General features: G+C 54.5%; 23 protein-coding genes. All 23 read left to right on the top strand.

Features of this window, described 5'->3' with window-relative positions; genetic code table 11:
* Nucleotides 1–5: 5 nt before the first annotated feature.
* Nucleotides 6–1,133, top strand: a complete 1,128-nt coding sequence (locus ACFQW4_RS04775; protein ID WP_377724150.1) for a phosphoribosyltransferase domain-containing protein — start codon at nt 6–8, stop codon at nt 1,131–1,133.
* Nucleotides 1,126–1,911 carry a hypothetical protein gene (locus ACFQW4_RS04770; RefSeq protein ID WP_101763319.1) on the top strand — a complete coding sequence of 262 codons (786 nt, stop codon included), beginning with the start codon at nt 1,126–1,128 and terminating at the stop codon, nt 1,909–1,911. The genes ACFQW4_RS04775 and ACFQW4_RS04770 overlap by 8 nt, the downstream gene beginning before the upstream one ends.
* Nucleotides 1,901–2,980, top strand: coding sequence for a cysteine protease StiP family protein (locus tag ACFQW4_RS04765; protein ID WP_377724147.1), 1,080 nt, complete (start codon nt 1,901–1,903; stop codon nt 2,978–2,980). The genes ACFQW4_RS04770 and ACFQW4_RS04765 overlap by 11 nt, the downstream gene beginning before the upstream one ends.
* Nucleotides 2,980–3,924, top strand: a complete 945-nt coding sequence (locus ACFQW4_RS04760; RefSeq protein ID WP_350261655.1) for an HpcH/HpaI aldolase/citrate lyase family protein — start codon at nt 2,980–2,982, stop codon at nt 3,922–3,924. The genes ACFQW4_RS04765 and ACFQW4_RS04760 overlap by 1 nt, the downstream gene beginning before the upstream one ends.
* Nucleotides 3,925–4,099: 175 nt before the next feature.
* Nucleotides 4,100–4,582 (top strand): tellurium resistance protein TerW, encoded by a 483-nt coding sequence (locus ACFQW4_RS04755; RefSeq protein WP_101763283.1) that lies wholly within the window; start codon nt 4,100–4,102, stop codon nt 4,580–4,582.
* A 556-nt stretch (nt 4,583–5,138) separates the two neighbouring features.
* A complete protein-coding gene (gene tssL / locus ACFQW4_RS04750) occupies nt 5,139–5,795 on the top strand; it encodes a type VI secretion system protein TssL, short form (protein WP_377724143.1) in 657 nt (218 codons plus the stop codon).
* A 36-nt stretch (nt 5,796–5,831) separates the two neighbouring features.
* Nucleotides 5,832–8,216 (top strand): type VI secretion system Vgr family protein, encoded by a 2,385-nt coding sequence (locus ACFQW4_RS04745; protein ID WP_377724141.1) that lies wholly within the window; start codon nt 5,832–5,834, stop codon nt 8,214–8,216.
* Nucleotides 8,217–8,218: 2 nt separating this feature from the next.
* Nucleotides 8,219–8,965 carry a DUF4123 domain-containing protein gene (locus ACFQW4_RS04740; RefSeq protein WP_101763286.1) on the top strand — a complete coding sequence of 249 codons (747 nt, stop codon included), beginning with the start codon at nt 8,219–8,221 and terminating at the stop codon, nt 8,963–8,965.
* Nucleotides 8,962–9,474, top strand: a complete 513-nt coding sequence (locus ACFQW4_RS04735; protein ID WP_101763287.1) for a DUF3304 domain-containing protein — start codon at nt 8,962–8,964, stop codon at nt 9,472–9,474. Before ACFQW4_RS04740 ends, ACFQW4_RS04735 begins: the two co-directional genes overlap by 4 nt.
* Entirely contained in the window at nt 9,462–10,007 is a 546-nt protein-coding gene (locus tag ACFQW4_RS04730; protein WP_101763288.1) for a DUF3304 domain-containing protein, read from the top strand. Before ACFQW4_RS04735 ends, ACFQW4_RS04730 begins: the two co-directional genes overlap by 13 nt.
* Nucleotides 9,995–12,400 (top strand): T6SS phospholipase effector Tle1-like catalytic domain-containing protein, encoded by a 2,406-nt coding sequence (locus ACFQW4_RS04725; RefSeq protein ID WP_377724137.1) that lies wholly within the window; start codon nt 9,995–9,997, stop codon nt 12,398–12,400. Before ACFQW4_RS04730 ends, ACFQW4_RS04725 begins: the two co-directional genes overlap by 13 nt.
* Nucleotides 12,397–12,660, top strand: a complete 264-nt coding sequence (locus tag ACFQW4_RS04720; RefSeq protein ID WP_101763290.1) for a PAAR domain-containing protein — start codon at nt 12,397–12,399, stop codon at nt 12,658–12,660. Before ACFQW4_RS04725 ends, ACFQW4_RS04720 begins: the two co-directional genes overlap by 4 nt.
* Nucleotides 12,657–13,793, top strand: coding sequence for a hypothetical protein (locus tag ACFQW4_RS04715; protein WP_377724135.1), 1,137 nt, complete (start codon nt 12,657–12,659; stop codon nt 13,791–13,793). The genes ACFQW4_RS04720 and ACFQW4_RS04715 overlap by 4 nt, the downstream gene beginning before the upstream one ends.
* Nucleotides 13,774–17,109 carry an ImcF-related family protein gene (locus tag ACFQW4_RS04710; RefSeq protein WP_377724134.1) on the top strand — a complete coding sequence of 1,112 codons (3,336 nt, stop codon included), beginning with the start codon at nt 13,774–13,776 and terminating at the stop codon, nt 17,107–17,109. Before ACFQW4_RS04715 ends, ACFQW4_RS04710 begins: the two co-directional genes overlap by 20 nt.
* Nucleotides 17,106–17,627, top strand: a complete 522-nt coding sequence (tssJ, locus tag ACFQW4_RS04705) for a type VI secretion system lipoprotein TssJ (RefSeq protein WP_377724132.1) — start codon at nt 17,106–17,108, stop codon at nt 17,625–17,627. Before ACFQW4_RS04710 ends, tssJ begins: the two co-directional genes overlap by 4 nt.
* A 29-nt stretch (nt 17,628–17,656) precedes the next feature.
* The gene (locus ACFQW4_RS04700; RefSeq protein ID WP_377724130.1) at nt 17,657–18,259 is read left to right on the top strand and encodes a CDP-alcohol phosphatidyltransferase family protein; all 603 of its coding nucleotides are present in this window, start codon (nt 17,657–17,659) and stop codon (nt 18,257–18,259) included.
* Nucleotides 18,252–19,181, top strand: coding sequence for a phosphatidate cytidylyltransferase (locus ACFQW4_RS04695; RefSeq protein WP_377724128.1), 930 nt, complete (start codon nt 18,252–18,254; stop codon nt 19,179–19,181). Before ACFQW4_RS04700 ends, ACFQW4_RS04695 begins: the two co-directional genes overlap by 8 nt.
* Nucleotides 19,182–19,190: 9 nt before the next feature.
* Nucleotides 19,191–19,823 carry a lysophospholipid acyltransferase family protein gene (locus ACFQW4_RS04690; RefSeq protein ID WP_008103789.1) on the top strand — a complete coding sequence of 211 codons (633 nt, stop codon included), beginning with the start codon at nt 19,191–19,193 and terminating at the stop codon, nt 19,821–19,823.
* Entirely contained in the window at nt 19,820–21,574 is a 1,755-nt protein-coding gene (locus tag ACFQW4_RS04685; protein ID WP_377724127.1) for a bifunctional alpha/beta hydrolase/class I SAM-dependent methyltransferase, read from the top strand. Before ACFQW4_RS04690 ends, ACFQW4_RS04685 begins: the two co-directional genes overlap by 4 nt.
* A 1-nt stretch (nt 21,575) precedes the next feature.
* Entirely contained in the window at nt 21,576–22,895 is a 1,320-nt protein-coding gene (locus ACFQW4_RS04680) for a phosphatase PAP2/dual specificity phosphatase family protein (protein WP_377724125.1), read from the top strand.
* A complete protein-coding gene (locus ACFQW4_RS04675) occupies nt 22,880–23,281 on the top strand; it encodes a hypothetical protein (protein WP_377724123.1) in 402 nt (133 codons plus the stop codon). The genes ACFQW4_RS04680 and ACFQW4_RS04675 overlap by 16 nt, the downstream gene beginning before the upstream one ends.
* A gap of 7 nt (nt 23,282–23,288) precedes the next feature.
* Nucleotides 23,289–25,073 carry a type VI secretion system baseplate subunit TssF gene (tssF, locus tag ACFQW4_RS04670; protein WP_377724121.1) on the top strand — a complete coding sequence of 595 codons (1,785 nt, stop codon included), beginning with the start codon at nt 23,289–23,291 and terminating at the stop codon, nt 25,071–25,073.
* Nucleotides 25,070–26,086, top strand: a complete 1,017-nt coding sequence (gene tssG / locus ACFQW4_RS04665; protein ID WP_377724119.1) for a type VI secretion system baseplate subunit TssG — start codon at nt 25,070–25,072, stop codon at nt 26,084–26,086. The genes tssF and tssG overlap by 4 nt, the downstream gene beginning before the upstream one ends.
* The last annotated feature ends 79 nt before the right edge of the window (nt 26,087–26,165 follow it).

The following is a 26,165-nucleotide window of genomic DNA, read 5'->3' as shown; positions in this document are numbered from 1 at the left end:
AATCCATGACCACACTTTGGAGCAGGACGCTGTCATGCGGCACGCTGAGCGTTACGCCAACCGGCGGCATCAGCGCCATCGACGATCTGTTCGAGATCGCCGAGCGCCGCAATCCCAAGCGCGCTTTTTTGTTCGTCAGTAAAGTGCTTGGCCGCCACATTCCGGTGGCGCCGGAGAAAATGCGCGCCGTGTATCGCCAGCTGGCGGAGCAGTTTCCGCCGCTTTCTGACGGCCCGGTGCTGTTTATCGGCATGGCGGAAACCGCCGTTGGCCTCGGCGCAGGCGTGTTTGATGAAGTGCGCCAGCACGTCAGTGAGCCGGTGTATCTCACCTCAACGCGCCATCCGCAGCAGGCGGATTTGCTGTGCGAGTTTAAAGAAAATCACAGCCACGCCACCGATCATCTGATCTACCTGCCCGATGATGCGCAGCTGCGCCAGCGCGTGCTCAACGCGCGCACGCTGGTAATGATTGATGACGAAGCCACCACCGGCAACACCTTTATTAACCTGCTCGAAGCGCTGCGCAACGACGGCGGCTTAACGCAGATCGAGCAGGTTATCGCCGTCACGCTCACCGACTGGAGCGGCGATGCGTTATCCGCGCGCTGTCCGGTGCCGGTGCGCAGCGTGTCGCTGGTGCAAGGCGACTGGCACTGGCAGCAGGATCCCGACGCCGCACTGCCGCCGATGCCAGCGATGGTGCTTAACGATGCCGCCACCGTGCCCATCACCGGCAAACAGCGCTGGGGCCGACTCGGCATGGCAGCGCCAGCGGGCGATTTGGGGCGCGCGATTCAGGCGCAGCCGGGAGAGAAAATTCTCGTGCTCGGCAGCAGCGAATTTGTCTGGGAACCCTTCTTGCTGGCTGAACGTCTGGCGGCACAAGGCGCAGAGGTGAAATACAGCTCCACCACGCGCTCGCCAATCGCTACCGGATTTGCCATCGAATCAGCTATCGCCTTCGGTGATAACTACGGTCTCGGCATCGCCAACTTCGTTTACAACGTGGCGCATCAGCAGTTTGACCGCATTTTGCTGTGCATCGAAACGCCGGTCGAAAGCGTGGATCCGCTGTTAACCACGGCACTGACCAAGATTGCGCCACAGGTGGAGGTGATCAGCTATGAATAAACCGGTGATTTTTTCCGACCTTGACGACACGCTTTTTCAGACGCGCCGCAAAATGGTGGACGAGCTCGATCTTGAGCCGTTCCGGACTGGCGCGCTCGATCTCAGCCTGCAGCCGCGCAGCTTTATGACTGAAGAGCAGTCGATGCTGGTTGACTGGATGATCGAGCAGGCCGATTTGATCCCGGTCACCGCCCGCGGCACCGAAGAGATTGCCCGCGTGCAGATCCCTTTCCGATCGTGGGCGGTGACCACGCACGGCGCGGTGATCCTTAACCCGCAAGGCGAGGAAGATGCCGAATGGCGCGCGCAGATGCTGGAAAAACTGACGCCGTACGGCCCGGCGCTGCTCTCAATGCAGCAGGCGATCACCGACCTGATGGCAGAGCGCGACATCAACGGCTGGGCGCGCATCAACTATGAATATGGCGTCACGCCGATCTATCTGGTGATGAAGCACCGCGACAGCACGCGCCTCGAAGAGCTTTACGCCATCGCCGATGAAATCGAGCAACGCTTCCCCACCGCCGGCTATTACATCCATCGCAACAGCAACAACGTCGCCTGGCTGCCGAACGTGGTGGAAAAAGGCTTAGCCGTCAGCTACCTGCTGGAAAAGCTGCGTAACGAGCGCGGCGTTTTCCCGGTGATTGGCCTTGGCGACAGCCTCAGCGATCACCGCTTTATGAAGCTGTGCAGCTGGTACGGCATTCCGCGTCAGAGCCAGTTTGCCGAACGCATCAACCAGGCCATATTCGGAGAACAAACAGATGGTGAATAACTTGCCTTTCTCTGGATCGTACCGAGCCGGCGACGTCGAATTTCTGCTGAAGCCGGTTGAAATCGACATGACGCCAGTGGAGCAAAAAGAGCAGCTGATCCAATCTGGCGCGCGCCACTATTCCGAGATGCTGAGTCAGGAACCGGAACCGACGCGCTGGCACCTTGAGCTGTTTTCCCGCGCGCTTGACGCCGGTGCCGGACGCCTGGCGCAAGAAGTCACCATGCTGGCGCGGACGCTGGCACACCAGTTTGGCGACACGCCGATTGTGCTCGCCAGCCTGGTGCGCGCGGGCGTGCCGCTCGGCGTGATGCTGCAACAGGCGCTGCGCGCGATGGGCCACGAATCCTACCATTACGGCATCAGCATCATCCGCGATCGCGGTATTGATCAGGCCGCGCTGGAGATCATCGAAGCGCGCCACGGCACCGCAGGCATTGTGTTCGTTGATGGCTGGACCGGCAAAGGCGCCATCACCGGCGAGCTGATCCGCAGCCTCGAACATCGTCCCGGCTATCCGGCACAACCGCGCTTGGTGGTGCTGGCCGATCCGTGCGGTCGGGCGTGGCTTTCGGCCAGCGATGATGACTGGCTGATCCCGTTTGGCATTATGGGCGCGCCGGTTTCAGGGTTGATCTCGCGATCATTGTGGTCTGAAGATGGCTTGCACGGCTGCGTACAATGCGACCATCTGGCGCAATACGATTGCAGCCAGCAGCTGGTGAACACCGTGGCGGAATATGCGCGATCGCTGGATGTCAGCGCCCTGCCCGCGTGCCAGCAGGATCCACAACATCAGCAGCAGCTGGTGGCGCAAAGTGAAGCGGTGATCGCCATGCTGGCGGCGCGTTATCAGGTGAACAGCATCAACCGCATTAAGCCGGGCATCGCCGAAGCCACGCGCGCCGTGCTGCGTCGCGTGCCGGATCAGGTGCTGGTCCATTCGGTGAACGATCCCGACGTGGCACTGCTGGTCTATCTTGCCCAACAAAAAGGGCTGACCATCACAGAAGCGGGTGCCGATCTTGGGCAATACCGCGCCGTGACGATAATCAAAAAGGTGCTGTGATGAACGGCCGTCTCTCTCCATGGCGATTGGGCGCAACGCTGTATATGCCGGCGGTGCGCAGCGATATCGTCGATGCCATTCTGCACAATAAAATCAGCGGGTTGCGCTCGCTGGTGATCTGCCTGGAAGATGCGGTCAGTGATGCGGATTTGCCGCAGGCGCTGCACAATCTCCAGCAGATCCTGCTGGTGTTGAATGCCGAACAGCGTGCCAATGGCAACGCGCAGTGGCCGCTGGTGTTTATCCGTCCGCGTAACAGCGAGATGGGCGCGTGGCTGGTGGAAAACCTCAACCTCAGCGCAATAGACGGTTTTGTGCTGCCGAAATTCACCGCCGACTCCTTGCCGCTGTGGTGGCAGATTCTTGAACCGAGCCATCTGTGCATGATGCCGACGCTGGAAACCGAAGAGGTGTTCGACGTGGTGGCGATGCGCGAGCTGGCCCTCACGCTGCAAAACCATGCCTGCCGCGAGCGCGTGATCGCCCTGCGCATCGGCGGTAACGATTTGATGAATGTGCTGTCGCTGCGCCGTTCACGTCACTTCACGCTGTATGACAGCCCGATGGGTTACACCATCAAAATGCTGGTGGCGGTATTCGCATCGCGGGATTTTGCGCTGACCGCGCCGGTGTGCGAGCACATCGACGATCAACAGATTATGGATCAGGAACTGGCGCTGGATATCGCGCACGGTTTGGTGGGCAAAACCGCCATTCACCCGAGCCAAATCGGCAAGATTCAGGAGATGTTGATGGTTTCCGCCAGCGATCAGGCGGATGCCTTCCGCATCCTCAACTCAAGCCAGGCGGTATTCAAATCGCAGGGCGCGATGTGTGAACCGGCGACGCATCGCCGCTGGGCCGCCGCCATCCTGGCGCGCGCGCAGGAATATGGCATCGCACCCGATACCCGCTCAGACGGCGCCTTGATGCTGGTAACCTGACAACCCCCGCAGGGTGGGCATTCATGCCCACCGCGTTACCACTGAACCACAAACCGGACGTAGGAATTTTCGGACCCTATTTACCTGATATTTAAATACCCTCTGATACTGTCGAAAACCGTTTGCCAGGAGGGCGATACCGACCATTGACCACTAACGCAGGCCTCAATCGACCATGCAACTCAGTACCCGACAGACACGCGTATTTATGCTCGCCTCACTGCTCAGCAGCGGCAAACCGGTCGCATCCAGCCGCATTCTCGCCTCGCTCGACTGTTCCGAACCCACGCTGACGCGCGCGCTAAAAGAGCTGCGTGAATCCTGGTCCGCGGAGATCAAATACAGCCGCCTCACCCACTGCTACCAACTTACTGAACCCGGCAAACTCGACAAGAAAAGCCTGCGCCATATTAATGAAGCGCTCAAACTTAATGCTGAACTGCAACAGAGCGAAACCGTCAGCCGGGTATTTCTGGATAAAGAGAAAAAGAAAGCGGTGTCGCTGTCGTTGCGTATGTCTGTTTTGAGGAAGATTGATCAAGTTGTGAGGCTGAGTGAAACGACGAGAAGTGATGCGGTGGAGATGCTGGTTGAGAGTGGGCTGGATGAGTTGATTGAGAAGTTAATGCTTAAAAAGAACGAGTTAAAACGGCAGTAATATTTCAGCAGTGGTTTAACAACGTTGAGTGGTGGGATGTATTTCCAACGCACTTCAGCGATACCAATCTACCTCAGGCCCTTAAATTTTTGCTGGACCTTATAGACCTTGCCAATGTCCCCTAACCTGCCAAAACTGTTAACGTAATCACGTTTCATCGATCGTTATTTTCATCCTCAACATTCACATCTTCACACCGCATGATTACTCACGCAGAACAGACTTCCCCTTTATTGAATTATCAAAATTCGTTCAAAATCAGAATGTAAAATAAAAAACCGCAGTTACTGAATCGCATTAGGATTACTAGTAATGTCGAGTGAAAATCCTTGCTTAAAATTGGAATCCTGTTTCACAAACTCAAATTGTTAGTTTGATCAACTATCACTCCTTGTAATATCCTCAGGGCCGTTGGTAGGTGGAGATCGCTCTTTCAGGGCAGCGAGTCCACCTTTGCTCGGCTAAGTAAGCAGCGTGAGCAACAGCCATTTCTCGATTGAAATCGGTGATTGGATTAATGGATTAACAATGCTCAGGCGTTACCAGGAAGGTGCCCATGACGTTTTCACAACACAACATCACAGCGAATACTCTCGATGAGCTGATGCAGGATACCTGGCTATTGGCGCTCGCGATCCGTAATGGGCAATCCATCACGGTTGATGATGCACTCTACCAGCGCTGCTTCAATACGATTCAACAGGTTCAGCATCACCTCACGACAGCGGGAGCATCCGCTTCTCTCTGCGAAGAAATCAAATTTGCGCACTGCGTCTTTCTCGACGAACTGATCATGACCATTCCGCAAGCTGATATCTCTGCCTGGTGGAAACGCACACCTTTGCAGGGGCACTTTCTCGGGCACCTCATTGGTGGTGAGCAATTCTTTCACCGCGTCAAAAATCTGCTTCGTGAACCTGCAACAGCTCAAGCCGCCATTGGCTGCTACTACAGAATGTTGCATTTGGGTTATGCCGGAAAATACCGAACGGAAGACGATGAGGAGCGCCAGTTGCTGATGCAGCAGCTTAAAGCGCTATTGCCGAAGCAGATTGGATCTGCCGACTCAGCAATAATTATTCAGCGCTCGAAACACAAAATATCTTTCTGGCAACGTTCTCCGTGGCTTATTCGCAGCAGTGTGCTGGTTGCCATTATTCTCGCCACTTTCATCATGAACGGTCATCTGCAATATCTGTTAGTCAAAGGGTAGGCTTCAGGCAAACAAATTTCAGGAAGGAATCTGTAAATGGGCAAGAAGGATTTTGTGATTACGGCTGGCAAGACGCCAATATACAGCCACTATCAACTGAGCATCCAGACGCTGAAAAATCAGCGTCCCGATATTCTTTTGTCGGTGCTGCGTTTTAGCGGTGAAGAGGCATTAAATTCGCCGTGGAAGTACAGTATTGAACTCACCAGCGCTACTCGCGATATTCCCGCCGATATTCTGATTAACAGCACGGCCCAGTTATTGTTTTACCCTGACGGCCAACCCTGGCAGTCAGTGGAACCCCGCATTTTGCGCGGTGTAGTTACCGCTTTCCAGCAGTGCAAATCCTCTGCTGACCAAACACGTTATGTAGTCACGCTGGAATCGCGCCTTGCGCTGCTAAAAAACAGTCTGACCTATGCCGTTTACCAGCATAAAAGTGTACCGGGTGCGGTAGAGGATATCCTTAAACGCTGGGAATATTCCTCGCTGGATTATCACTTTCGCCTGAATACTCAATATCCGATTCGCGATTTCTATATCTCATATGCGGAGAGCGATCTCGCCTTTATAGAGCGTCATCTGTCGCGCATTGGTGTCTTTTATTACTTCACCTGGGATGAAGAAAACCACCGAGATGTGCTGGTACTGGGTGACAGCGCGCAGGCCTATGGTGCTGAGCAAAGCATCGTCTTTCGCCATCCGTCAGGGTTATTTGATGGCGGCCTGGAATCTCTCTGGGATATTTCCGTTAATCGCCAATCCGTTGCCGCCAGCACACGACTCAATGATGAGTATTACCGCAATGCGCAAAATGACATGCAGGCGCAAGCGGAAACCGATCCTGATAAGCCGGCGCTTACGGGAGAGCTGTATCGCTATGGTGAAAACTATCAGTTGCTGGGCAAGGAGTACCAGGCTCTACCGGAACAGGGACAGTGGTTTGTCAGACGTCGCCAGGAACGCCTGATCACCGAGCAGGTCACTTTCGACGGTATGAGCAACGGCATGGATATCCGTCCGGGCATGGTGATCTCGCCACAAGGTAAAGAGTGGCCAGACGCGCCGGATGGCCTGCTGGTAGTGTCTACCTCATCAACCCGTATTTCGCGCGATACCGCCTATGTTATCCGCTTTACCGCTGTGCCCGTTCGGCCGCAAAGCACTTATCGTCCACCGTTGAAAAGCTGGCCGCACATTGCAGGCACGCTGCTGGCTCGCGTCACCAGCCCGGTAGAAAATGCGCAATATGCAGAACTTGATGAACATGGCCGCTATCGGGTGCGTTTTCAGTTCGATCTAAACGAATCCTGGCAGTCTGGTTTTGAAAGTGTACCGGTGCGGCTGGCGAAGCCCTATGCAGGCAATGTCTACGGCTGGCATTTTCCACTGATAGCTGGAACGCAGGTGATGATTGCCTTCACCAACGGCGATCCTGACAGACCTTACATTCTCTGCGCGGTGCATGATTCTCGCCATGAAGATCATGTCAATCTCTATAACTATCAACGCAATGTGCTGAGGACGCCGGCGAACAACAAACTCCGCTTTGAGGATCGCCGTGGATATGAACATGTCAAACTGTCGACGGAATTTGGCGGTAAGAGCCAACTTTCACTCGGACATATCGTCGACAGTTCACGTAGCAAGCGCGGCGAAGGGTTTGAGCTGCGTACAGACAGCACCGGTACGCTGCGAGCCGGCAAGGGCCTTTTCCTGACGGCTGATAAGCAGGCCACGGCAACCGGGCCGGTGCTGGAAATGACACCGGCAATAAGCCTGGTCAAAGGTGCGATCAGCCAGATGAGCGGCTGGCAGTCGATCACTCAGTCGCACCATAATCTCCAGCCTGATGTCACGCATCTCAGGGCTTATCTGGCCGCTGTCGACCAGCTCAAATCCCCTGCCATGTTGCTGAGTGCGCCAGAAGGCATTGGCGTTGTCAGCCCCAAAAGCATTCTGCTCAACTCAGGCAGCACTCTGCATCTGCAAAGCCAGATGGAAACCAGCATTGCCAGTGGCAAACGCATTCAGGTCAACGCCAGCCAGGCGATTTCCCTGCTGTCGCAGCAGGAAGGGATTCGCATGGTGTCGGGCCAGGGTCCGCTGACGGTGGAATCGCACGGCGACACCCTCGGACTGACGGCGATGAAAGATATCAGCGTCCAGACCGTTCAGGGTGAACTGCGCCTGACCGCGAAAAACGGCATTGTGCTGGGATGTGGCGGCGCAACCATCAGGATTACGCCGCAGGGTGATATCCAAATTCATTCGCCGGGTAAAACCAGCATCCGTGGCGTTCATGTCTGGAATTCTCCTGCCAGCGAAGAAACAACGCTGCCTGATCTGCCTAAATCCGTGTGCAAAGAGTGCCTGAAAAAAGCACAGGAAGCCGCGCTGGCTTTCGCGCCAAGGGGATAGCGATGACGGACATGAATAATGGATGGTTGAAACAGGCTAACGCGCTTTGCACTGCTGCCGGACAGGATTATCTCGATGTGCTGGTTGATCAGGCTGGCACAGCACAGCCGCTGCAACAGGCGCTGAACCAGATTAACCCGCCGTTACGCTGGTTCGAGCTGTTTGCGAACACGCCTGAAGCGGCAACGCCAGAGTATTCACCGCTGGTGATGCGATTGCATTTTAGCATCAGCAGCCACCAGCGCTGGCTTGAACAGCTGGTGGAACACTTCTCCACGACACCGCGATTGACGTTGCTGATATCGCCACTGGCATTCGACCTGCTGAGTAGCCATTTGCAGGCACTGTCACAGGTTCACTGGGAAGAGCAAACCGGTTTACTGCGCTATTACGACAATCGCGTATTTCCCTCGCTACTTGAGCACGTCCTGACGCCAGAGCAGCAGGCGGCTTTCACCGATATTGCGCTGTTCTGGGGCTGGCGAGATCGTGATGACGAGGTGGTGTGGAAAATAGGTACCTGGAACCCGGGTCGACAACTTGCTGATGCCCCGGAAATGAGCCGAATTAGCGATGCGCAGGTTGAACTGATGGGATGTATTAGTGATGCCGAGGCGCTGATGTTGAAAACCAGCGAACCATGTTTCTCAAAAGAAGCGAAATATGCACGATGCCTGCAGATAGCAATGCTGGCAAGTCAGGCTGGGTATCTGGGTGATCTATTAGCATTCACGGAGCATCGACAATGAGTCATACAACCAAGCTGTTAAAAACATTTTTTTTCAGCTGCGTGGTTATTTTAGCTGGCTGTGATCAATCGGGAGCCAGTGGGTCCAGCGCCGGAAATATCAGAGGATACAATCATGTCGCCAGCCAACACGTTAATTGGTTCACCGTTGATGGCTATCGCGCAACATTATCTGGCAATACCTGTTGTGTGATGATCCCCGATAAATGGCGGCCAGGATTAACGGTTCATATTGAGTGGGAAATCGATCCCAATCCTCGTGAAAAAATCCCCATGAGAAAAGAGGGAGCCGGATATGACCAAAAGGCATACGCTCAGCATAAAGCGAAATATATTAAGTACAGCGCTGATGTGCCTATTCCTGAATATGAGAACAGTGCAGGAATGAGTGTGCATTTTCTGCCCTGCCAGAAGGTGAAAGTTTACGCCGGTATCGCCAGCTATGGTGCGGATACTTACCCAATTAAAGAACCAACGAATATGGAGGAGCCAGCAACATGTCCCAAATAAAATTATTACACGTTGCGTTGCGTTGGCTCCGTCTTCATACACAGTTCGCGGCGCTCAGCAGCCTACTTATCCTGGCTGGATGCGATCAATCAGGAGCTAATGAATATAGCGGTGGGAACTTAGGGGCAATTAACCATGTTGCCGGACAAAGTATTAATTGGTTCTCCGTTGATGGTTATCGCGTGCCTGGCACTGGTGGAGGATATTGTTGTGTCATGATCCCAGATAAATGGCGGCCAGGATTAGTGGTTCATATTGAGTGGGAAATTGATCCTAATCCTCATGAAAAAATTCCCATGAGAAAAGAGGGGGCCGGATATGACCAAAATGCTTACGCTCTGCATAAAGCGAAATATCGTCAGTACAGCGCTGATGTGCCTATTCCTGAATATGATGAAAGTGCAGGCATCACCGTGCATTTTCTACCCTGCCAGCAGGTGAAGGTTTACGCCGGTATAGCTAGCTACGGTGCGGATACTTACCCGATTAAAGAACCAACGGATATGAAGGAGCCAGCAACATGTCCCAAATAAAAACCAGAGCAAATGTCTGGGCTCCACCGTATTTTCCGGAAAACGGACGTCTTTCGGTTACCCATAAAGCGGTCGTCGAAAACTACTTGCAGCAAAAGCGAGAGGAAGAGCTGCATCTGCAACAATTTAATGCGCAAACTGAGCGACGTAACGGCGCGGGTTTTACTTGCTCGCAAAGCCTCCATGTCAGTTTCTTTTTTGATGGAACGGGTAATAACGAAGATAACGACACCAATCATTCCAGTCCAACGCATCCAACAAATATTGCAAAGTTGTTTCATGCAACCTATCCAGCCACTGCTGAAGATGATGGTTATTTCTCCTATTACATGCCCGGTGTTGGGACTGTTTTCCCAGAGATTGGTGAAATGAACTACAGCAGCGCTGGTCTTGCCTATGCCACTGGGGGTGAAGCAAGAATAAACTGGGCTTTACTAATGTTGGCTGATGCAGTTATGTGCGCTATTACAAAAGGACAGAAACGAATTTTCGCTTCTGAAGCAGGAAGCAAAATCTCACGAATGGCAGCCGACTGGCCGTTTGATAACCCTGAAAGCCGTAAAGCTGCATTCTATTCATTTTTGAATACAGAAATGAAGGCGAAGGTTGCTACCGCCAAACCTCAGTTGCTTAAGATAAAACTGTTTATCTATGGTTTTTCTCGTGGTGCGGCAGAGGCACGTACTTTCGTGAACTGGCTAACAGGTCTATTTGAAATCCCAAAAGGTGCAAATAAACCGGAACAATCAATACTCGGCATCCCTTTGAGCATTGAGTTCTTAGGTCTGCTGGATACTGTGCCATCCGTGGGGATTGCCCATATTGCACCTCTGGTCGATGGGCATATGGGATGGGCCAACAATACGCAGTTGCTGCCTAATGAAAAACGCTTTCCTCATTTAATTAAATGCTGTCGCCATTTTGTTGCGGCCCATGAGCAGCGCCTGTGCTTTCCGCTCGACTCGGTATGCCGCCCAGGCGGTGGCTATCCGCCAGCCACTCAGGAGGTCATCTACCCCGGTATGCATTCGGATATCGGCGGCGGCTATCCGCCGGGCGACCAGGGAAAAGGGCTGGTGGGCGGACAGAGTGATGACCCCAACTACCCGGGAAATCTGTTGTCGCAGATTATTCTGCATGATCTCTATGCTGCTGCATTTGCAGCAGGTGCACCTCTGACGGTGATGGAAAACTCAATACCTGACGAATTACGTTTAATGAAACCGTCAAGGGTAATGCCCTCTTCCACCTTCCAGGAATTCGATATAAATAAATCCCTGGTCAAGCGCTTCAATGCATGGCGACAAACCATCCTGTCTGAAAAAGATCAGACCAGCCTCGACCAGCAATGCACTATTGATGATGGTTATATCCCACATCTTCTTTCGCAATCACTGGACGACGCCGTTGCCGATCAAATCGGGCTGATCACCGCATGGCGTATTGGTCGCTATGCTAACGGCAGCTATGCCAGCCAACCTTTTTATCTCAATGCTAAACAGCATTCGAAAGAAATGCTGGAACAGACTAAAAAGGCGCGAGAGGAAAAGGCGCAAAAGATTGAATACTTACGCAAAGCGGCAAAATTGAACCCTGCGCTTAAAGACGCTGGAAAGATGCAAAATCAGGCGGGCCCGCCTGATTTTGAACCACTGATAGATAAACAACAACTTCAGGAAGCCGCAGATGAATTTAAAAATGACTACCTGAATAAGATAAGGCCGCAAAGCTGGAGTGAATTTGTTCTTAACCAAATCCCCAAAGGCATTGTATGGCTGATTAACACTGATGATGAGATTACGCAGCAGCGGAATATAAAGCAGGATGGTGAAAGGCTTTATCCGCGTCTTTTCTCCTCAAAACAGGGCACTGTAACACCCGATCCAACGATGGCGCTGGTGGTCGCGCTGTTTGACGATCAGATTCACGATTCGCGCGCCTGGTTTATGCACTCTGCGCTGGGCACACGTGAACCCTGGGGCGGCTATTTTTTCTATCGCTCGATCTATTACGGCAGCCAAAGCAATAAAGATCAGTATTTGTTTTCAATTCACCAACAGTTGATAGGCGTTCCTGTTACTCACGATGGAACATCCTATCGCGTTAAAAATAATGCGCTCTACTATCCATCCAGCAGCATAAGCAACGCTGAAATGCAGAATATCTTCCCGGGCACGAAGGTAGATAAGCCCGTTCCATTCTGGACGGTTATTGACAATGCAACTGGCAAAGCTATTCCACTTCAGGACGGTACAGCACAGTTACTGAATCCCACTCGCGAGCCGGGCACATTAGTCGCCCATGCAAGCCAGCAAATGCTCACATCACAGCACCAGGCCATGATGACCTCTGCCGTCGATATGCTGAAATCCTCGGGAGCGCGAGTGGTATGACACTTAAAAAACTGGTGCGCGTTGGCGATAAGCTCAAACCTTATGGTGGTGAAGTGCTCAGCGGCAGTTTTAACGCGTTTGGCAAGCCGGTGGCCTGCGTCAATGACAAAGCGAAATGCAACGAGCACGGCATGACCGCCATTATTCAGGGAGCAACCAACAGCACCGTAAACGGTAAAGCGGTGGCGCTCGATGGGCATAAATGCGCCTGTGGTTGCACGCTGGTCAGCTCCCTGCCCGATATGGATGTCTGCGGATGAATCAACCGCCGGTTTATGCCGATTACGCCACCATTTACCCGCCCCGCTGGCGGCGCTGGTGGGTGGCGTTGCCCGTGCTGCTGTTTATATCTGCGATGACCACCATTCTGCTGTGGCCGGAGGGAAAGCCGACCCGTTCGCCGCTTTTCTGGTTCTGCGCGCTGGTCTTGCCGCTGCTGTGCTGGTTGCTGGCGGTGACGCTGCGCTGGCTGGTATGGCTGCAATCTAGCGATAACAGCCGCACGCACTATGCAGAAACCTCGCTGGCACTGGATGCCTGGTGGCGAAAGCGCAGCCAGGCTTTGCCGATTGAAGCCGTTTTATTGGTGACGCCAGCTGGAGACGACGCGTCGGAACATCTGGCGCTGTTGTCGCAACCAGTTGACGCTCCACAACCGGGCATCAACGCAGAAGGTTACGCTCAGTTGCTTTGCCCACTGGTGCTTAACAGCGCCCGCAGTCGTCCTGTCATGCTGGCGGTTTATCTCGCCAATCGCCTGATGGCGCATGTGCGTCAGTTAGGTGATACACGCTCAATAACGCATCTCTGTTGGCTGGGTGATGACCCAAGTCTGCTCGCCTTTCGCGAAACGCTACTGGCAGCGGGCATGACGTTGCCAGAGGAAACCCTTCGACTCAGTGCAATTGATGGCGCAGATAGCGTTATCGATCTCTTCGCCACTACTGCTCCGGTTTTGCTGCTGTGTGCCGGAAGCGGCGAAGGATTGGCTGATTGCACCCCGGTTGCCGGGGAAGCCGCCTTTGCCTGGCTCTGCTCGGCGCAGGGGACTGCGCTGATGCATCGCTCGGAGCGCTGGCAACCGGCGTTGGGTGAAACGGCCACTCTGGCCGTCGCACAGCTTTCCCGTTATGCCGGATTAAGTGATACGCCGGATACGGTGATCGCGGCAGATGCCCCCGCCATGGAAGCGTTGCTGGAGGGCGGCTGGTCCGCGCTGGATCACGTACTTGCCCCGTGGATCGGCCATGCCGGGCAAATCACACCGTTTACGTTACGGTCGCTGGCGCTGCTCTCGGCGCTCAACGGCCAGTCCTGCGGCTGGATCGCCGCAGAAATGGAATCTCAATACATTACAGGAGTTTGTATTCCCCGTGGAAACCTCCCGCACTAATCCCCGGCACTCGCTGTTCTGGCTGGTTTCAGGATACTTGCTTGCTGTCACCCTGCTGGTGCTGACTGGCGCAGGGCTCTATTACTTCGCAGGCAGCAGCGTTGATCTGCCGGAAGCTCTGCCGCGCCAGATTGCTTTCTGGTCATTGATGGTCTGGCTGGCGCTGGTGTGGTTCTGTCCACTGTTTATTCTCGCCTGGCGCGGGCTGGTGCGACTCAACGCGCGTGAAGCAACAGGCGCAACTGATTCGCAGAAACAGCACCCTGCCAAGAATCAGTGGGTGCAGGAGATCATTACCCATATGCGCTACCAGTATCGGTGGCGCTGGCGCAGCCGGGTACGCATTCTGCTGGTGGTCGGCGATGAGCATCTGGTTGAACGGAGTATTCCCGGCCTGACAACTCAACACTGGCTTGAGGGGCATCATACCTTGCTGCTCTGGCACGGCAGTCCGCAGGAAGATCCGCTACCCGCGCAGCTGCGGGCGTTACGCAAAATTCGCCGCCATCTGGCCGATGCGGTGGTGTGGGTAGTGAACGCAGAGGCGGAAATGACTCAGGATGTGCTGGATACCACGGCTCGCCAGATGCAGAAGCGCTACAACCTGTTGGGCCAGGATATCCCACTATGGCTGTGGGAGATTCACGCGCCCTCTCTGCATAATGCCCCCGCGCAGGGGATCGGATTTACCATTGCGCAAAGTGATAGTGCGCACGATTACCGTCAGTCACTGGATGATCTTCAGCACCAGTTGGTTGAGCGCGGCATGCAGCAGATTGAGCAAAATCGCCAGCACAGTTTTTTACTGGAACTGGCGCACGTGCTGCGCAGCGGTGGCGCGGAACGCCTGACACGAACCTTGTCACAGCTCTCCACAGGCGCAAGAGCGCTGCCGCTGGCGGGAGTCGTGCTCAGCCAGCCGGAGATCACCGGAAGCGCTTCATTGCGAAATGCCTGGCAGCCGGGAAAAGCCTGGCGGGATTTACTGGCGCTACGCTGGCGCAGGCCGCTAACTAACGGTGCCTCATGGCGGAAAACGGTGCTGACGCTCTGCTCCTGCCTGCTGGTGATGTGGATGGCCTGCCTGGTGTTTTCCTGGATTGCCAATATGCGCCTTATACAGGCAGATCAGCACCTTGCCGCCGCCGCAACAGATTTCCGTCAGCCGCTGCAGCAGCAACTTTCAGCCTTGCGCGAGTTGCAGAGAGAGATCGAGCGTCTGCAGCATCGTCAGCAATATGGTGCGCCCTGGTATCTGCGTTTTGGCCTCAGCCAGAATGACGCACTGTTGAATTCGCTGTGGCAGCAATGGCAGCAGGCGGCCATGCCGCTGCTGCGTGATGCCTCCGTCAAGCGCCTGGCTACGCTGATGAGCGGCTGGCGTAACCTGCCGCCCGATAGCCCGCTGCGGGCCGATGAGGCCAAAAGCATGTATGACCTGCTGAAAGCGTACCTGATGCTGGCACATCCCGAACAATCCGATCCGGCGTTTTTCAGCGCCACGGTAATGAAGGTCTGGCAACGGCGTGATGGCATTCCGGACGCAAGCTGGCGCAACAATGGCGGCGCTATGCTGGCCTTTATGATGACGAATCTGCCTGCGCACCCAGAGTGGCAGTTACAACCGGATATGCGACTGGTCAGCAGTATGCGCTCAGCGCTGCTGCGTCAGATTGGTGCCAGCAATGCGGAGACCTCACGCTATCAGCAGCTCATTGAGCAGGTGTCCCGTGATTATGCTGATATGACGCTCAGTGAGATGGTCAGCGGCACCGACAGCAGCAGGTTGTTCAATACCGATGAAACCGTGCCCGGCGTCTTTACCCGTAAAGCGTGGGAAGAGGCAGTAGAGCCTGCGATTGAGCAAGCGGCGAAAGTGCGTCGCGATGAAATCGATTGGGTGCTGAGTGATAACAAAACGGCCAGCAATATTGATGTCTCTGCGGATACGTTGCAAGCGCGGCTGACAGATCGCTATTTCTCCGATTACGCCGGAGCCTGGCTTAAATTCCTCAACAGCCTGCAATGGCAGCGGGCGGAGAGCCTGTCAGAATCGATTGAACAGTTAACCCTGCTGGCCGACATACGCCAGTCACCTCTGATTGCACTGATGAACACGCTGAATGTGCAAGGCCGGACGGGGCAAACTGGCGGTAATCTTACCGATTCGCTGGTGAGCTCTGCAAAGAATTTGCTCAGCAGTGACAAAACCCAGGCCATCGCCAGACCACAAGGTGCACGTGGCCCAATGGATGACTATTTTGGACCTTTGCTGGCGCTAACCGATACCGGCGCAGCGGCTAAAGATAGCCTCAGCCTGCCAACCTTCCTGACGCGTATTACCCGTGTTCGTCTGCGGCTGCAGCAGGTCACCAACGCGCCGGATCCACAGGCCATGATGCAGTCGTTAGCATTGACGGTGTTTCAGGGCAAAGCCGTTGATCTCACTGACACCCGCGATTACGGCAGTCTGATTGCTGCCAGCCTCGGACAGGAGTGGAGCGGGTTTGGTCAGGCGATATTTGTCGAGCCGATGGTGCAGGCGTGGGAGCAAGTGCTTAGCCCCACTGCTGAAAGCATTAACAGCCAGTGGCAGAACGATATTGTAACGCCGTGGGATCAATCGTTTGCCGACCGCTATCCGTTTGCTAACCGACAAAGCGACGTCTCTTTACCGCATTTGGCGCAGTTTATGCGTACCGACACCGGACGTATCGCGCAGTTCGTTAACAGTCGCCTCGCTGGCCTGTTGCGGCTCGAAGGCGATCGCTGGGTGCCGGATGCCATGAACAGCCAGGGACTGACGTTTGATCCTGCTTTTCTGAATGCGCTGAATAAACTGACGCACATCGCGAACACCGCATTTGTCCGGGGAGATGTGGAACTGCATTTTCAGATGATGGCAAAACCTTCCCGCGACGTGGTGGAATCAGAGCTGACGGTGGATCGCCAGAAGCTGCAATATTTTAACCAGGAAGAGAGTTGGCAAACGCTGAACTGGCCTGACAACCGCTGGCAACCGCAAACCACGCTAACCTGGCGCAGCACCCATACCGGAACCCGTATTTATGCCGATCACCCTGGAAGCTGGGGCCTGATCCGCCTGCTGGATAAAGCCCGCATCACCAATCTGGGGAACAACATCTATCGTGTTGCCTGGCCGACGCCAGACGGGCTGGCACTCAACTATCAGATTCGCACGGAACTCGGCAGTGGCCCGCTAGCGCTACTCAAGTTGCGCGGCTTCCGCATGCCTGCGCGGATATTTATTTCCGCTACGCAGAATGAAGATGCGTATCAGGGAGGCGAACAATGAGGGTTCGTTTCGCCCATGTATTGCTGATTATCCTCGCGGCAACGTTGCTGGGCAGTTGTGGAGCGTGGCAAAAAACCAAACAGGGAACAGCAAGCATTGCTGATGCCGTGTTTTATCGCCAGGTCAACACCCTGCACCTGACCTTCACTGCGCGTACGGCGATTAATCAGGACGACGCCCAGCAGTCGATGCCTTTACGCCTGAATATTTTACAGCTCAGCACGCGTCAACGTTTCGATAACGCCGAATACAGCAGCCTGTTGGCACAGCCGGATTGGGTGCTGAAAGAGAGCCTGGTGGCGCAGCGGCAACTCAGCGTCATGCCGGGACAAAGCGTCAGCCTCGATATGCCAATGGAGAAGCAGGCGCAGTTTGTCGCAGTCGTGGGCTTGTTCCGCCAACCGGACCGGGAGCGCGGTACATGGAAACGGGTGCTGAGCCGTGAGGAGCTTGATGCGGATTCACCACGCACGATTGAAGTAAGGGATAACACCCTGAATTTGGAATTATTGAAGTAACTATTCAATTTAACGGCAGGAGCCACAAAGTGACGCTATACAATATAAAACCGAAGTTTCAACATTTATTAAGACCGCTGGTCGTCAGGTTACATGCGCAGGGTATCACTGCCAACCAGGTAACCTTGTTTGCCATGCTCACCTCTGTAGTACTGGGCGCATTGTTGATGCGTTTCCCCGATCCACGCTTTTTTATCACCCTGCCCGTTTTCCTGTTTTTCCGCATGGCGTTAAACGCCATTGATGGCATGTTAGCCCGCGAATTCCATCATCAATCCACCCTCGGGGCAATCCTCAACGAGGTGGGTGACATTATCTCCGACGCCGCACTCTACCTCGCTTTTGCCTTTGTTACTGGCATCTCTGCCTGGTGGGTTGTGCTGGTCGTGCTGCTTTCCTGGCTGAGCGAATTTTGCGGTGTGATGTGCCAGACGCTGAACGGCATCCGTAGCTACCGTGGCCCGTTAGGCAAAAGTGACCGCGCATTTATCTTTGGTGCTCTTGGCCTGGTGATTGCGCTGTGGCCGCAGTCTATCGCCTACGCTAACGCAGTGTTTGTCCTTGCCACCCTGTTGCTGTGCTGGACCTGCCTGAATCGCTGTCGCAATGCGATGGAGGTGAAAAATGGCTGATTCCAGACACCTGCTTTATTACTGCCTGGGCGGTATCTTCGGCGTTCTCATGCTGGCGACGCTGATTATTTTTGTGCTGAGAAAGTGCCGCCCACAACGCAACTGGCTGGAATTGCAGCAGCGCGTTAATAGCTGGTGGGTGATTATCTGCCTGTTCTCGTTAGCAATGCTGTCGCCGAAGTGGCTGGCGCTAACCTTTTTCGGCTTCATCAGCTTCCTGTCGTTAAAAGAGTATCTGACGCTAGCACCCACGCGGCGTTCTGACAGTATGCCGCTGCTGTGGATGTATGCCGCTATCCCGGTGCAATATCTCTGGACCGGCATGGCCTGGTACGGCATGTTCATCATTTTTATCCCGGTTTATGTCTTCCTGTTCCTGCCCGCTCGCATGGTGATTGCCGGTGATACCAAAGGTTTTCTGCACTCTGCGTCGGTGATGCACTGGGGCATGATGACCACCGTGTTCGCTCTGAGCCACGTTGCCTACCTGATGACCTTACCCGGTACGGATGCCAGCGCCGGTGCGCTGCTGGTGTTCTTCCTCGTTGCGCTGACTGAGCTGAATGATATTGCCCAGTATCTGTGGGGAAAATCGCTGGGCAGGATTCGAGTAACGCCCAAAGTCAGCCCGAATAAGACGCTGGCCGGTTTGCTGGGTGGCATCCTTACCACCATGTTGCTGGCTGTGATTCTTGGCCCACTGCTGACACCGATGAGTTATCTCCACTCGCTAGGTGCTGGGCTAATTATTGGTGCAAGCGGTTTTTGCGGCGATGTTGTGATGTCGGCGATCAAGCGCGATTTTGGTGTGAAGGATTCCGGCAAATTGCTGCCCGGACACGGTGGCATTTTGGATCGACTCGATTCACTGATCTACACCGCGCCGCTGTTCTTCCACTTCTATTACTACTTCTACGTGTAGGAGGCGCACATGAACCGCATGCTGCGCTGGATCTTTACCCTTTGCATCGCTTATCCGGTGGTGTGGATCTGGCTGGGTGTCGCCGTGGCCAACCGCAAGAAGCTACCGAAAACAGGCCCGGCGATCATTGTGGCAAACCACAACAGCCATCTTGATGTGCTGACGCTCTTCACATTGTTTCCCCTCTCGACGCTGGTGAATGTACAGCCGGTGGCTGCCGCTGATTATTTCCTGAAAAACAAAGTGGTGGGTTGGTTTGCGCTCAAGGTGATTGGCATCATCCCGGTCTATCGCGGAGCGCATCAGGCTAATCCATTGCAGGCCTGCGTCGATGCGCTGGCGGAAAAGAAAATTGTGATTATTTTTCCGGAAGGCACGCGCGGCGAGCCGGGGAAACTGTCAGAAATTAAATCTGGCCTGTGGCATCTCAGCCAGCAGTGCCCGGATGTGCCCATCATTCCGGTTTATATGCACGGGCTGGATCGCTCAATGGGTAAGGGTCAGAAAATACCGGTGCCGTTCTTTATCGATATTTATATCGACGATCCGCTGCGTTATCAGGATAACAAGGCCGAATTTAAAAGCGCGTTATTAAATCGTTTTGTCGAATTACAACAGCAAGCCATAAGGAAATCATCATGAGCCAGGAAGCACGTTTATTTCAGGAAGGAGCTTTTTCAACCAGCGGCGGGGAATCTCTCTATTTTCGCCACTGGCCCGCGCAGGATGCGCAGAGCAAAAAAGTGATTGTGCTATTTCATCGCGGGCATGAGCACTCCGGACGTTTGCAGCATGTGGTCGATGAGTTACTGATGCCGGATGCCCATTTTTACGCCTGGGATGCGCGTGGACACGGACATTCGCCGGGAGAGCGAGGTTACAGCCCAAGCCTGGCTCGCTCAGTGCAGGACGTCGATGAATTTGTTCGCTTTGTCGCTGAACAAGCCAAGGTGAGCATGGAAGATATTGTTGTGATTGCGCAAAGCGTCGGCGCGGTGCTGGTTGCTACCTGGGTGCATGATTACGCGCCAAAAATTCGCGGTATGGTGTTGGCATCGCCAGCGTTTAAGGTGAAGCTGTATGTGCCTTTCGCACGCACGGGTTTGGCTTTGCTGCAACGTATTCGCGGTCTGTTTTACGTGAACTCTTACGTCAAAGGGAAATTTCTCAGCCACGACCCGGAGCGCATTCGCAGCTTTGAGCAGGATAAATTTATCACCCGTCAGATTGCCGTGAATATTCTGCTGGATCTGTATAAAACGGCGGAGCGTATTGTTGCTGACTCTGCCGCCATCACCGTTCCAACACAGCTGCTGATTTCCGGCGATGATTTTGTAGTGCACACCAAACCGCAGAAAAAGTTCTATCAGGGGCTGCGTAGCGCCATCAAAGAGCAGCATATTCTGCCCGGTTTTTATCACGATACGCTGGGAGAAAAGGATCGCCAGCTTGCCTTCGATAAAATGAAGCCGTTTATCGAACAGCTTTACCACGCTGCACCTTACACCTTCGATTACAGCCATGAAGATCAGTGGAGTCCGGGCGCTGATGCGTACCGTGAGTTGCAGGCTCCACCTAAGCGCTGCTCACTACAAGGCATGTCCTACGCTTCATTAAGTTTTGGCATGAAAACCCTTGGCAGACTGTCTAAAGGCATGCGCCTGGGATATGAAACCGGCTTTGACTCTGGCAGCACGCTGGATTATGTCTACCGCAACACGCCCGAAGGCACCGGCATTATTGGCCGTATCATCGACAGGCAGTACCTCAACAGCATTGGCTGGCGCGGCATTCGCATGCGCAAAGAAAATATCCAACAGGTGATTACGCAGGCCGTAGCAAAACTGCAAGAGCACAATTTGCCGATTCGCGTAGTCGACATAGCCGCCGGACATGGCCGCTACGTTCTTGATGCGCTGGAGAAACAGCCGGGAATTGAAAGCATCTTGTTGCGAGATTACAGCGATCTGAATGTGGAGAAAGGCCAGGCGATGATTGAAGCGCGTCAATTAGGCCACCTCGCGCAGTTCAAAAAAGGCAATGCCTTTGATTATGACTCGCTCGCCACACTCGCGCCTGCGCCGACGCTGGGGATTGTCTCCGGCCTGTATGAACTGTTCCCGAGCAACCAGTTAATCAAAACATCGTTGGCCGGGTTGGCAGCGGCCATTCCGCCGGGCGGCGTGCTGGTTTATACCGGGCAACCGTGGCATCCGCAGTTGAAAACCATCGCATGGACCTTAACCAGCCATCAGAACGGTATTCCCTGGTTGATGCGCGTACGCAGCCAGAAAGAGATGGATACGCTGGTCGAAGACGCTGGATTTGAGAAATGCCACCAGCTGATCGATGAGTTTGGCATCTTTACCGTGTCGCTGGCGGTAAGAAAATAGCATGACTGAATCGTTGCTGACACAACGCCCTTTTAGCCCCTGGAAACAGGGGCTTTGCTGGCTGATGTGGCTGGGGCCCCTGTTTTTTCTCAGCTACGGGCAGGTGAATACCTTCACCGCGACCCGCGATGATGTGGAAAGCCTGGTGTTTGCCTGGGAACGTTCGATTCCATTTGTTCCCTGGACTATCGTGCCTTACTGGAGCATCGACCTGCTTTACGGTATTTCACTGTTCATCTGCACATCAAGACAGGAGCTGATGCGTCACGGCTATCGCCTGCTTGCAGCATCGCTGGTGGCGTGTGCAGCGTTTTTACTTTTCCCGCTGAAGTTTACCTTCACGCGCCCGGAAACCCAGGGTGCCTTCGGCTGGTTGTTCCGTCAGCTTGAACAATTTGATTTACCCTATAACCAGGCCCCTTCGCTGCACATTATTCTGACCTGGCTGCTCTGGCTGCGCTTTCGCCAGCATCTAAATCGCAATGCGAGAATCATTGCGGGCGGTTGGTTCCTGCTGATTGCTGTCTCGGTACTGACCACCTGGCAGCACCATGTTATCGATGTCATTAGCGGGATTGGGGTCGCGGTCATCATCAGCTACCTGATTCCGATTAGAGGAGAATGGCGCTGGCAGCGGCCAACTCTGCACGCGCGACGTCTCGCAAGCAAATACGGCCTGGGTGGAATGCTGTTTTTACTGGCGGGGATAGCGATTCCCTGTGGTCATTTGCTGTTGTGGCCTGCCATAGCGCTGCTGGCGGTGGCTGCGGGCTATGCCGGATTGGGCGTGACGGTGTTTCAGAAAAGCAGTTGCGGTAACTTACCCCTCTCCGCACGCCTGCTGCTTTTACCCTATCTGACAGGCGTGAGGATTTCCCGCCGCTGGTTTTCCCGGCATAGCGCGCAAAGTAATGAGATTGTCGCTGGCGTAGCGCTGGGCAGGTTCCCGGGCAAAGCGCAGCAGGATTTTGCCGTTTTTGATCTCACCGCAGAATTACACAAAGGCAACCGGAACGCACAGCGATGGCAGGCCTATCCACTCATGGATCTGCTGGTGCCCGACATTGCGCATTTGCGCACTGCGGTAAGACAGCTCCAGCAACTGCATCGGGAAAGTGACAAGGTGTTGGTTTGCTGCGCGCTGGGTTTATCGCGCAGTGCCACGGTGATTGCGGCGTGGCTGCTGGCGGAAGGACATGCAGTTTCTGTCGTTCAGACCATTGAACTCATTAAGTCCCGACGCCCGCAGATTGTTCTCACCCCTGCACACATTGCAATCCTCGAAGCCTTCAGCAAGGAACAGCTATGTCAGACATCATGATGACCAACCGAATTGTGCAAATTCATCTGGCAAGCTGGCGCTACTTTGCCGCGCTGACACTGCCGCCGTTGGCGCTGATACTCAGCCTTTTCTACTTCGCGCTGAGCCTGCCGTTAATGGTGTTGTTCTTCATCACACACTACTACTGCTGGCGTTTATGGCTCGATGAACGGCTCTTCGCATTGCTCAACAACGAAGACGACCTTGCTGAATTTGACCGGGGCATGGCGCAGCTATGGCCGAAAAAATTTGCCCGCCCGCGTTCACTGGCAGATCGCCTGCACGGAACAAGAGTCATGTTTTACCGGGCAATGATCTCACTGCTGGTGCTGTGGTTGGTTTCACTCTGCTCAGTGAGTTATCTGGCACTCACGCTGGTTGAGTAGGTGAACCATGAACGACCATGATTTTCTGAAATATTTCGACAGCGAAATGCGTTATCTGAAAGCTGCTGCGCAGGAGTTTGCGGAGCAGCATCCGGAGGCGGGACGGCGACTGGGCGTAGACGGCAAATCTCTGAAGATGGACGACTCGGTCGAGCAGCTGTTTCAGGGCTTCTCGCTGATGATGGCGCAGATGCGTCGTAAGATTGATGACGATATTCCGGAGCTGACGGAGCCGCTGCTCGGGCATCTGCTGCCCGCGGTGAACCGCACGCTGCCATCAATGTCTGTGGTGGAACTTACGCCCGATAGCGTCGCTCAGGTACGTGATGCGGTGCTGCCGGAAGGTACAACGCTGCTGACCCGACCGATGGATATCACTGGCCTGTGCTGCCCTTATCGCACGACCGATGCGTTGAAATTGCATCCGCTGACGCTGGGCGAGATAACGACGCCCTTCCATCCCGATGGACACCAGATGATCTCCCTGCGGTTTACACTCAGCCCTCAGGCCGATACGAGCCAGGTCGATCTCAGTGATATTCCGCTTTATATCAACGGAGATCGCCCAGTGCAGTCGCTGCTATACCATGCGCTGACCCGTCATCTGCGCAACATTACTTTACGCCTGCCGCAGAGTGATTACCCCGATCCGCAGCCATTTAGTGGCGACATCCGTGCCCGCTGGCAGCAGCACTGGCGTCCGGTCTGGCCGGAAAGCGACAGTCCTGCACTCTGTGGTGAAGTGCGCCCGCTGCTGGAATATTTCAGTTTTCCGGCTCGCTACGCCTTCTTTACTCTATCGGGGCTCAACACGCTGCCTTTCGACGAAAGCTGTCGGGAAGTGATGCTCGATATTCACCTTAGTCAGCCGCTTCCACATGATATTTCCCTGCCGGCAGACGCGCTGCGCATTCACTGCGTGCCGATGATTAACCTGTTTACGCTGAACGCCGAGCCGCTGAAGGTGAAGCCTGCGGTGCTCGATTATCGTCTGCGTCCGCATCGACTGCGCGATCGGCACACTGAGATTTACAGTGTTGATGAAGTTGCCGCCAGCGAAACACTGGATAAGCGCCGTTATGTACCGTATCGGCACTTCCGGCAAAAAGGGGGCATGCTGCAACGCAAAGAGTCCTGGCCGGAGCGATATTTCCATACGCGCATCTGGCGTGGTGTCAGCGGTCTTTATGAAACCTTGCTGATGTTGGGTGGCGATGCAAGCGAGACCGATCGGGGCGAGGATGATGCCACGCTGTTTATGAACATCACCTGCACCAATGGTAACTATCCGCGTATGGCGCTGGAGAAAGCCGTATTTGATGGAAGCGCGGTAACCGGCAACCTGACATTGCAGTGCATAACGCGTCATCCCCCTTCTATGCCTTATTACCCACCAACCACGCAATTATTTCCGTGGCATATGATGTCGCTGCTGCATCCGCGCGCCCTGAGCCAGATGATTAACGATGCTGAAAACCTTCGAGCCGTGCTGGCGCTGTTTGACTGGAGTAATGACGATAACAACCGCCGTCGCATCAGCGGTATTCGTCACGTCAGCTGGCGTCAGGACTATAACGCCTCGTATCACTGGCACGGGGTGCGTATTCGCGTTGCGCTCGATGAAACCCAGTTCAGCGGCACCGGCGATGCCCGCCTGTTCTGCGAGCTGCTGGAGCAGTTCCTGACGCAGTACGCCAGCGTGGTGCGCTTTATCCAGCTGACGGTGCTGCTGACCGCTTCGGGCACCGAATGGGCCTGGCCGGAGCGCCGCATTGACAGGGTGCTGATGTGAGCGAAAACAACAAAAAACCGTTCTGGCTGGACAATAACGGCAATGACCAGACCGCGCAGTACAACTTTTACCGCTTCTGCCAGTTGCTGGAGCAGACGACCGGCAGCCGTCTTGGCACGGGCCGCACGCCTGAGAGTGATCCGGTGCGCTTTCGTCCTAATCCGCATCTGGGCTTTCCCGCCGGGGAGCTAAAACGCACGGAAATTGATACTGATAATCCGGATGCGCCGCCAACAGTCAGAACCAATTTCTTCGGCTTGTACGGCGTCGATTCCCCGCTGCCCACCAGCATCATTGACGACATCAACCAGGGGCGGGACGGCGCTGATGCAATGGCGGCGTTTCTGGATATCTTCAATCATCGGTTGATGACGCAGTTTTACCGCATCTGGCGCAAATATAGCTATCCGGCCACCTTTGAGCCGGGCGGTACCGATAGGGTGTCGCAAAGCCTGATGGCGCTAACCGGCATTGCCCACAGCGCCGACCAGCCGTCATCACGCCTGCTGGCGATACTTAAACCGCTGCTGCATACCACGCACACAGCTGAAGGCATCGCTGCGGTTATACGCAGCCAGGCACCAAACACCAAAGTTGAGGTTTTCGCACACCATCCGGTGACGATGCCGGTGGCTAAACGTGCCCAACTTTCAATGCGCAGCGGCATGACGCTTGATCAGAATCCGATACTGGGCGATGAAACCCGTGTGGCAGATTACTGCTCACGGGTTGAGCTTTCAACAGACGATCCTGACGAGGCAAAGGGTTGGATGCCTGACGGACAGCTCAGGCAGGATGTGATGGCGCTACTGCGCACGTATCTGGGCTGTGACTATGATTTGCGGTTTTGGCTGACGATTCCCACTAGATTGCTGCCAATGCCGCGGCTGGGCGATGCCGGGTTGTTCAGCGGATGCAATATGATGCTGGGGTTGAGGGAGGATAATCTGAGTGCGTTGCCGGAAACGGTGCGAATCAAAGTGGGAAAGCTGCGAGAAAGTAATGTTAAATAATACAAACATCGAGAGTGAATAAATGGAAGAAATAAACTCAACAATTAACTTCTCAACTTTAATTTCTAAGTGCCCCCAC

Source organism: Pantoea sp. GCM10028869, from assembly GCF_042666835.1.
GTDB classification, from domain to species: Bacteria; Pseudomonadota; Gammaproteobacteria; order Enterobacterales; family Enterobacteriaceae; genus Pantoea; species Pantoea leporis.
The sequence above is the reverse complement of the archived record's forward strand: the minus strand, read 5'-3'. Positions and strand labels throughout refer to the sequence as shown.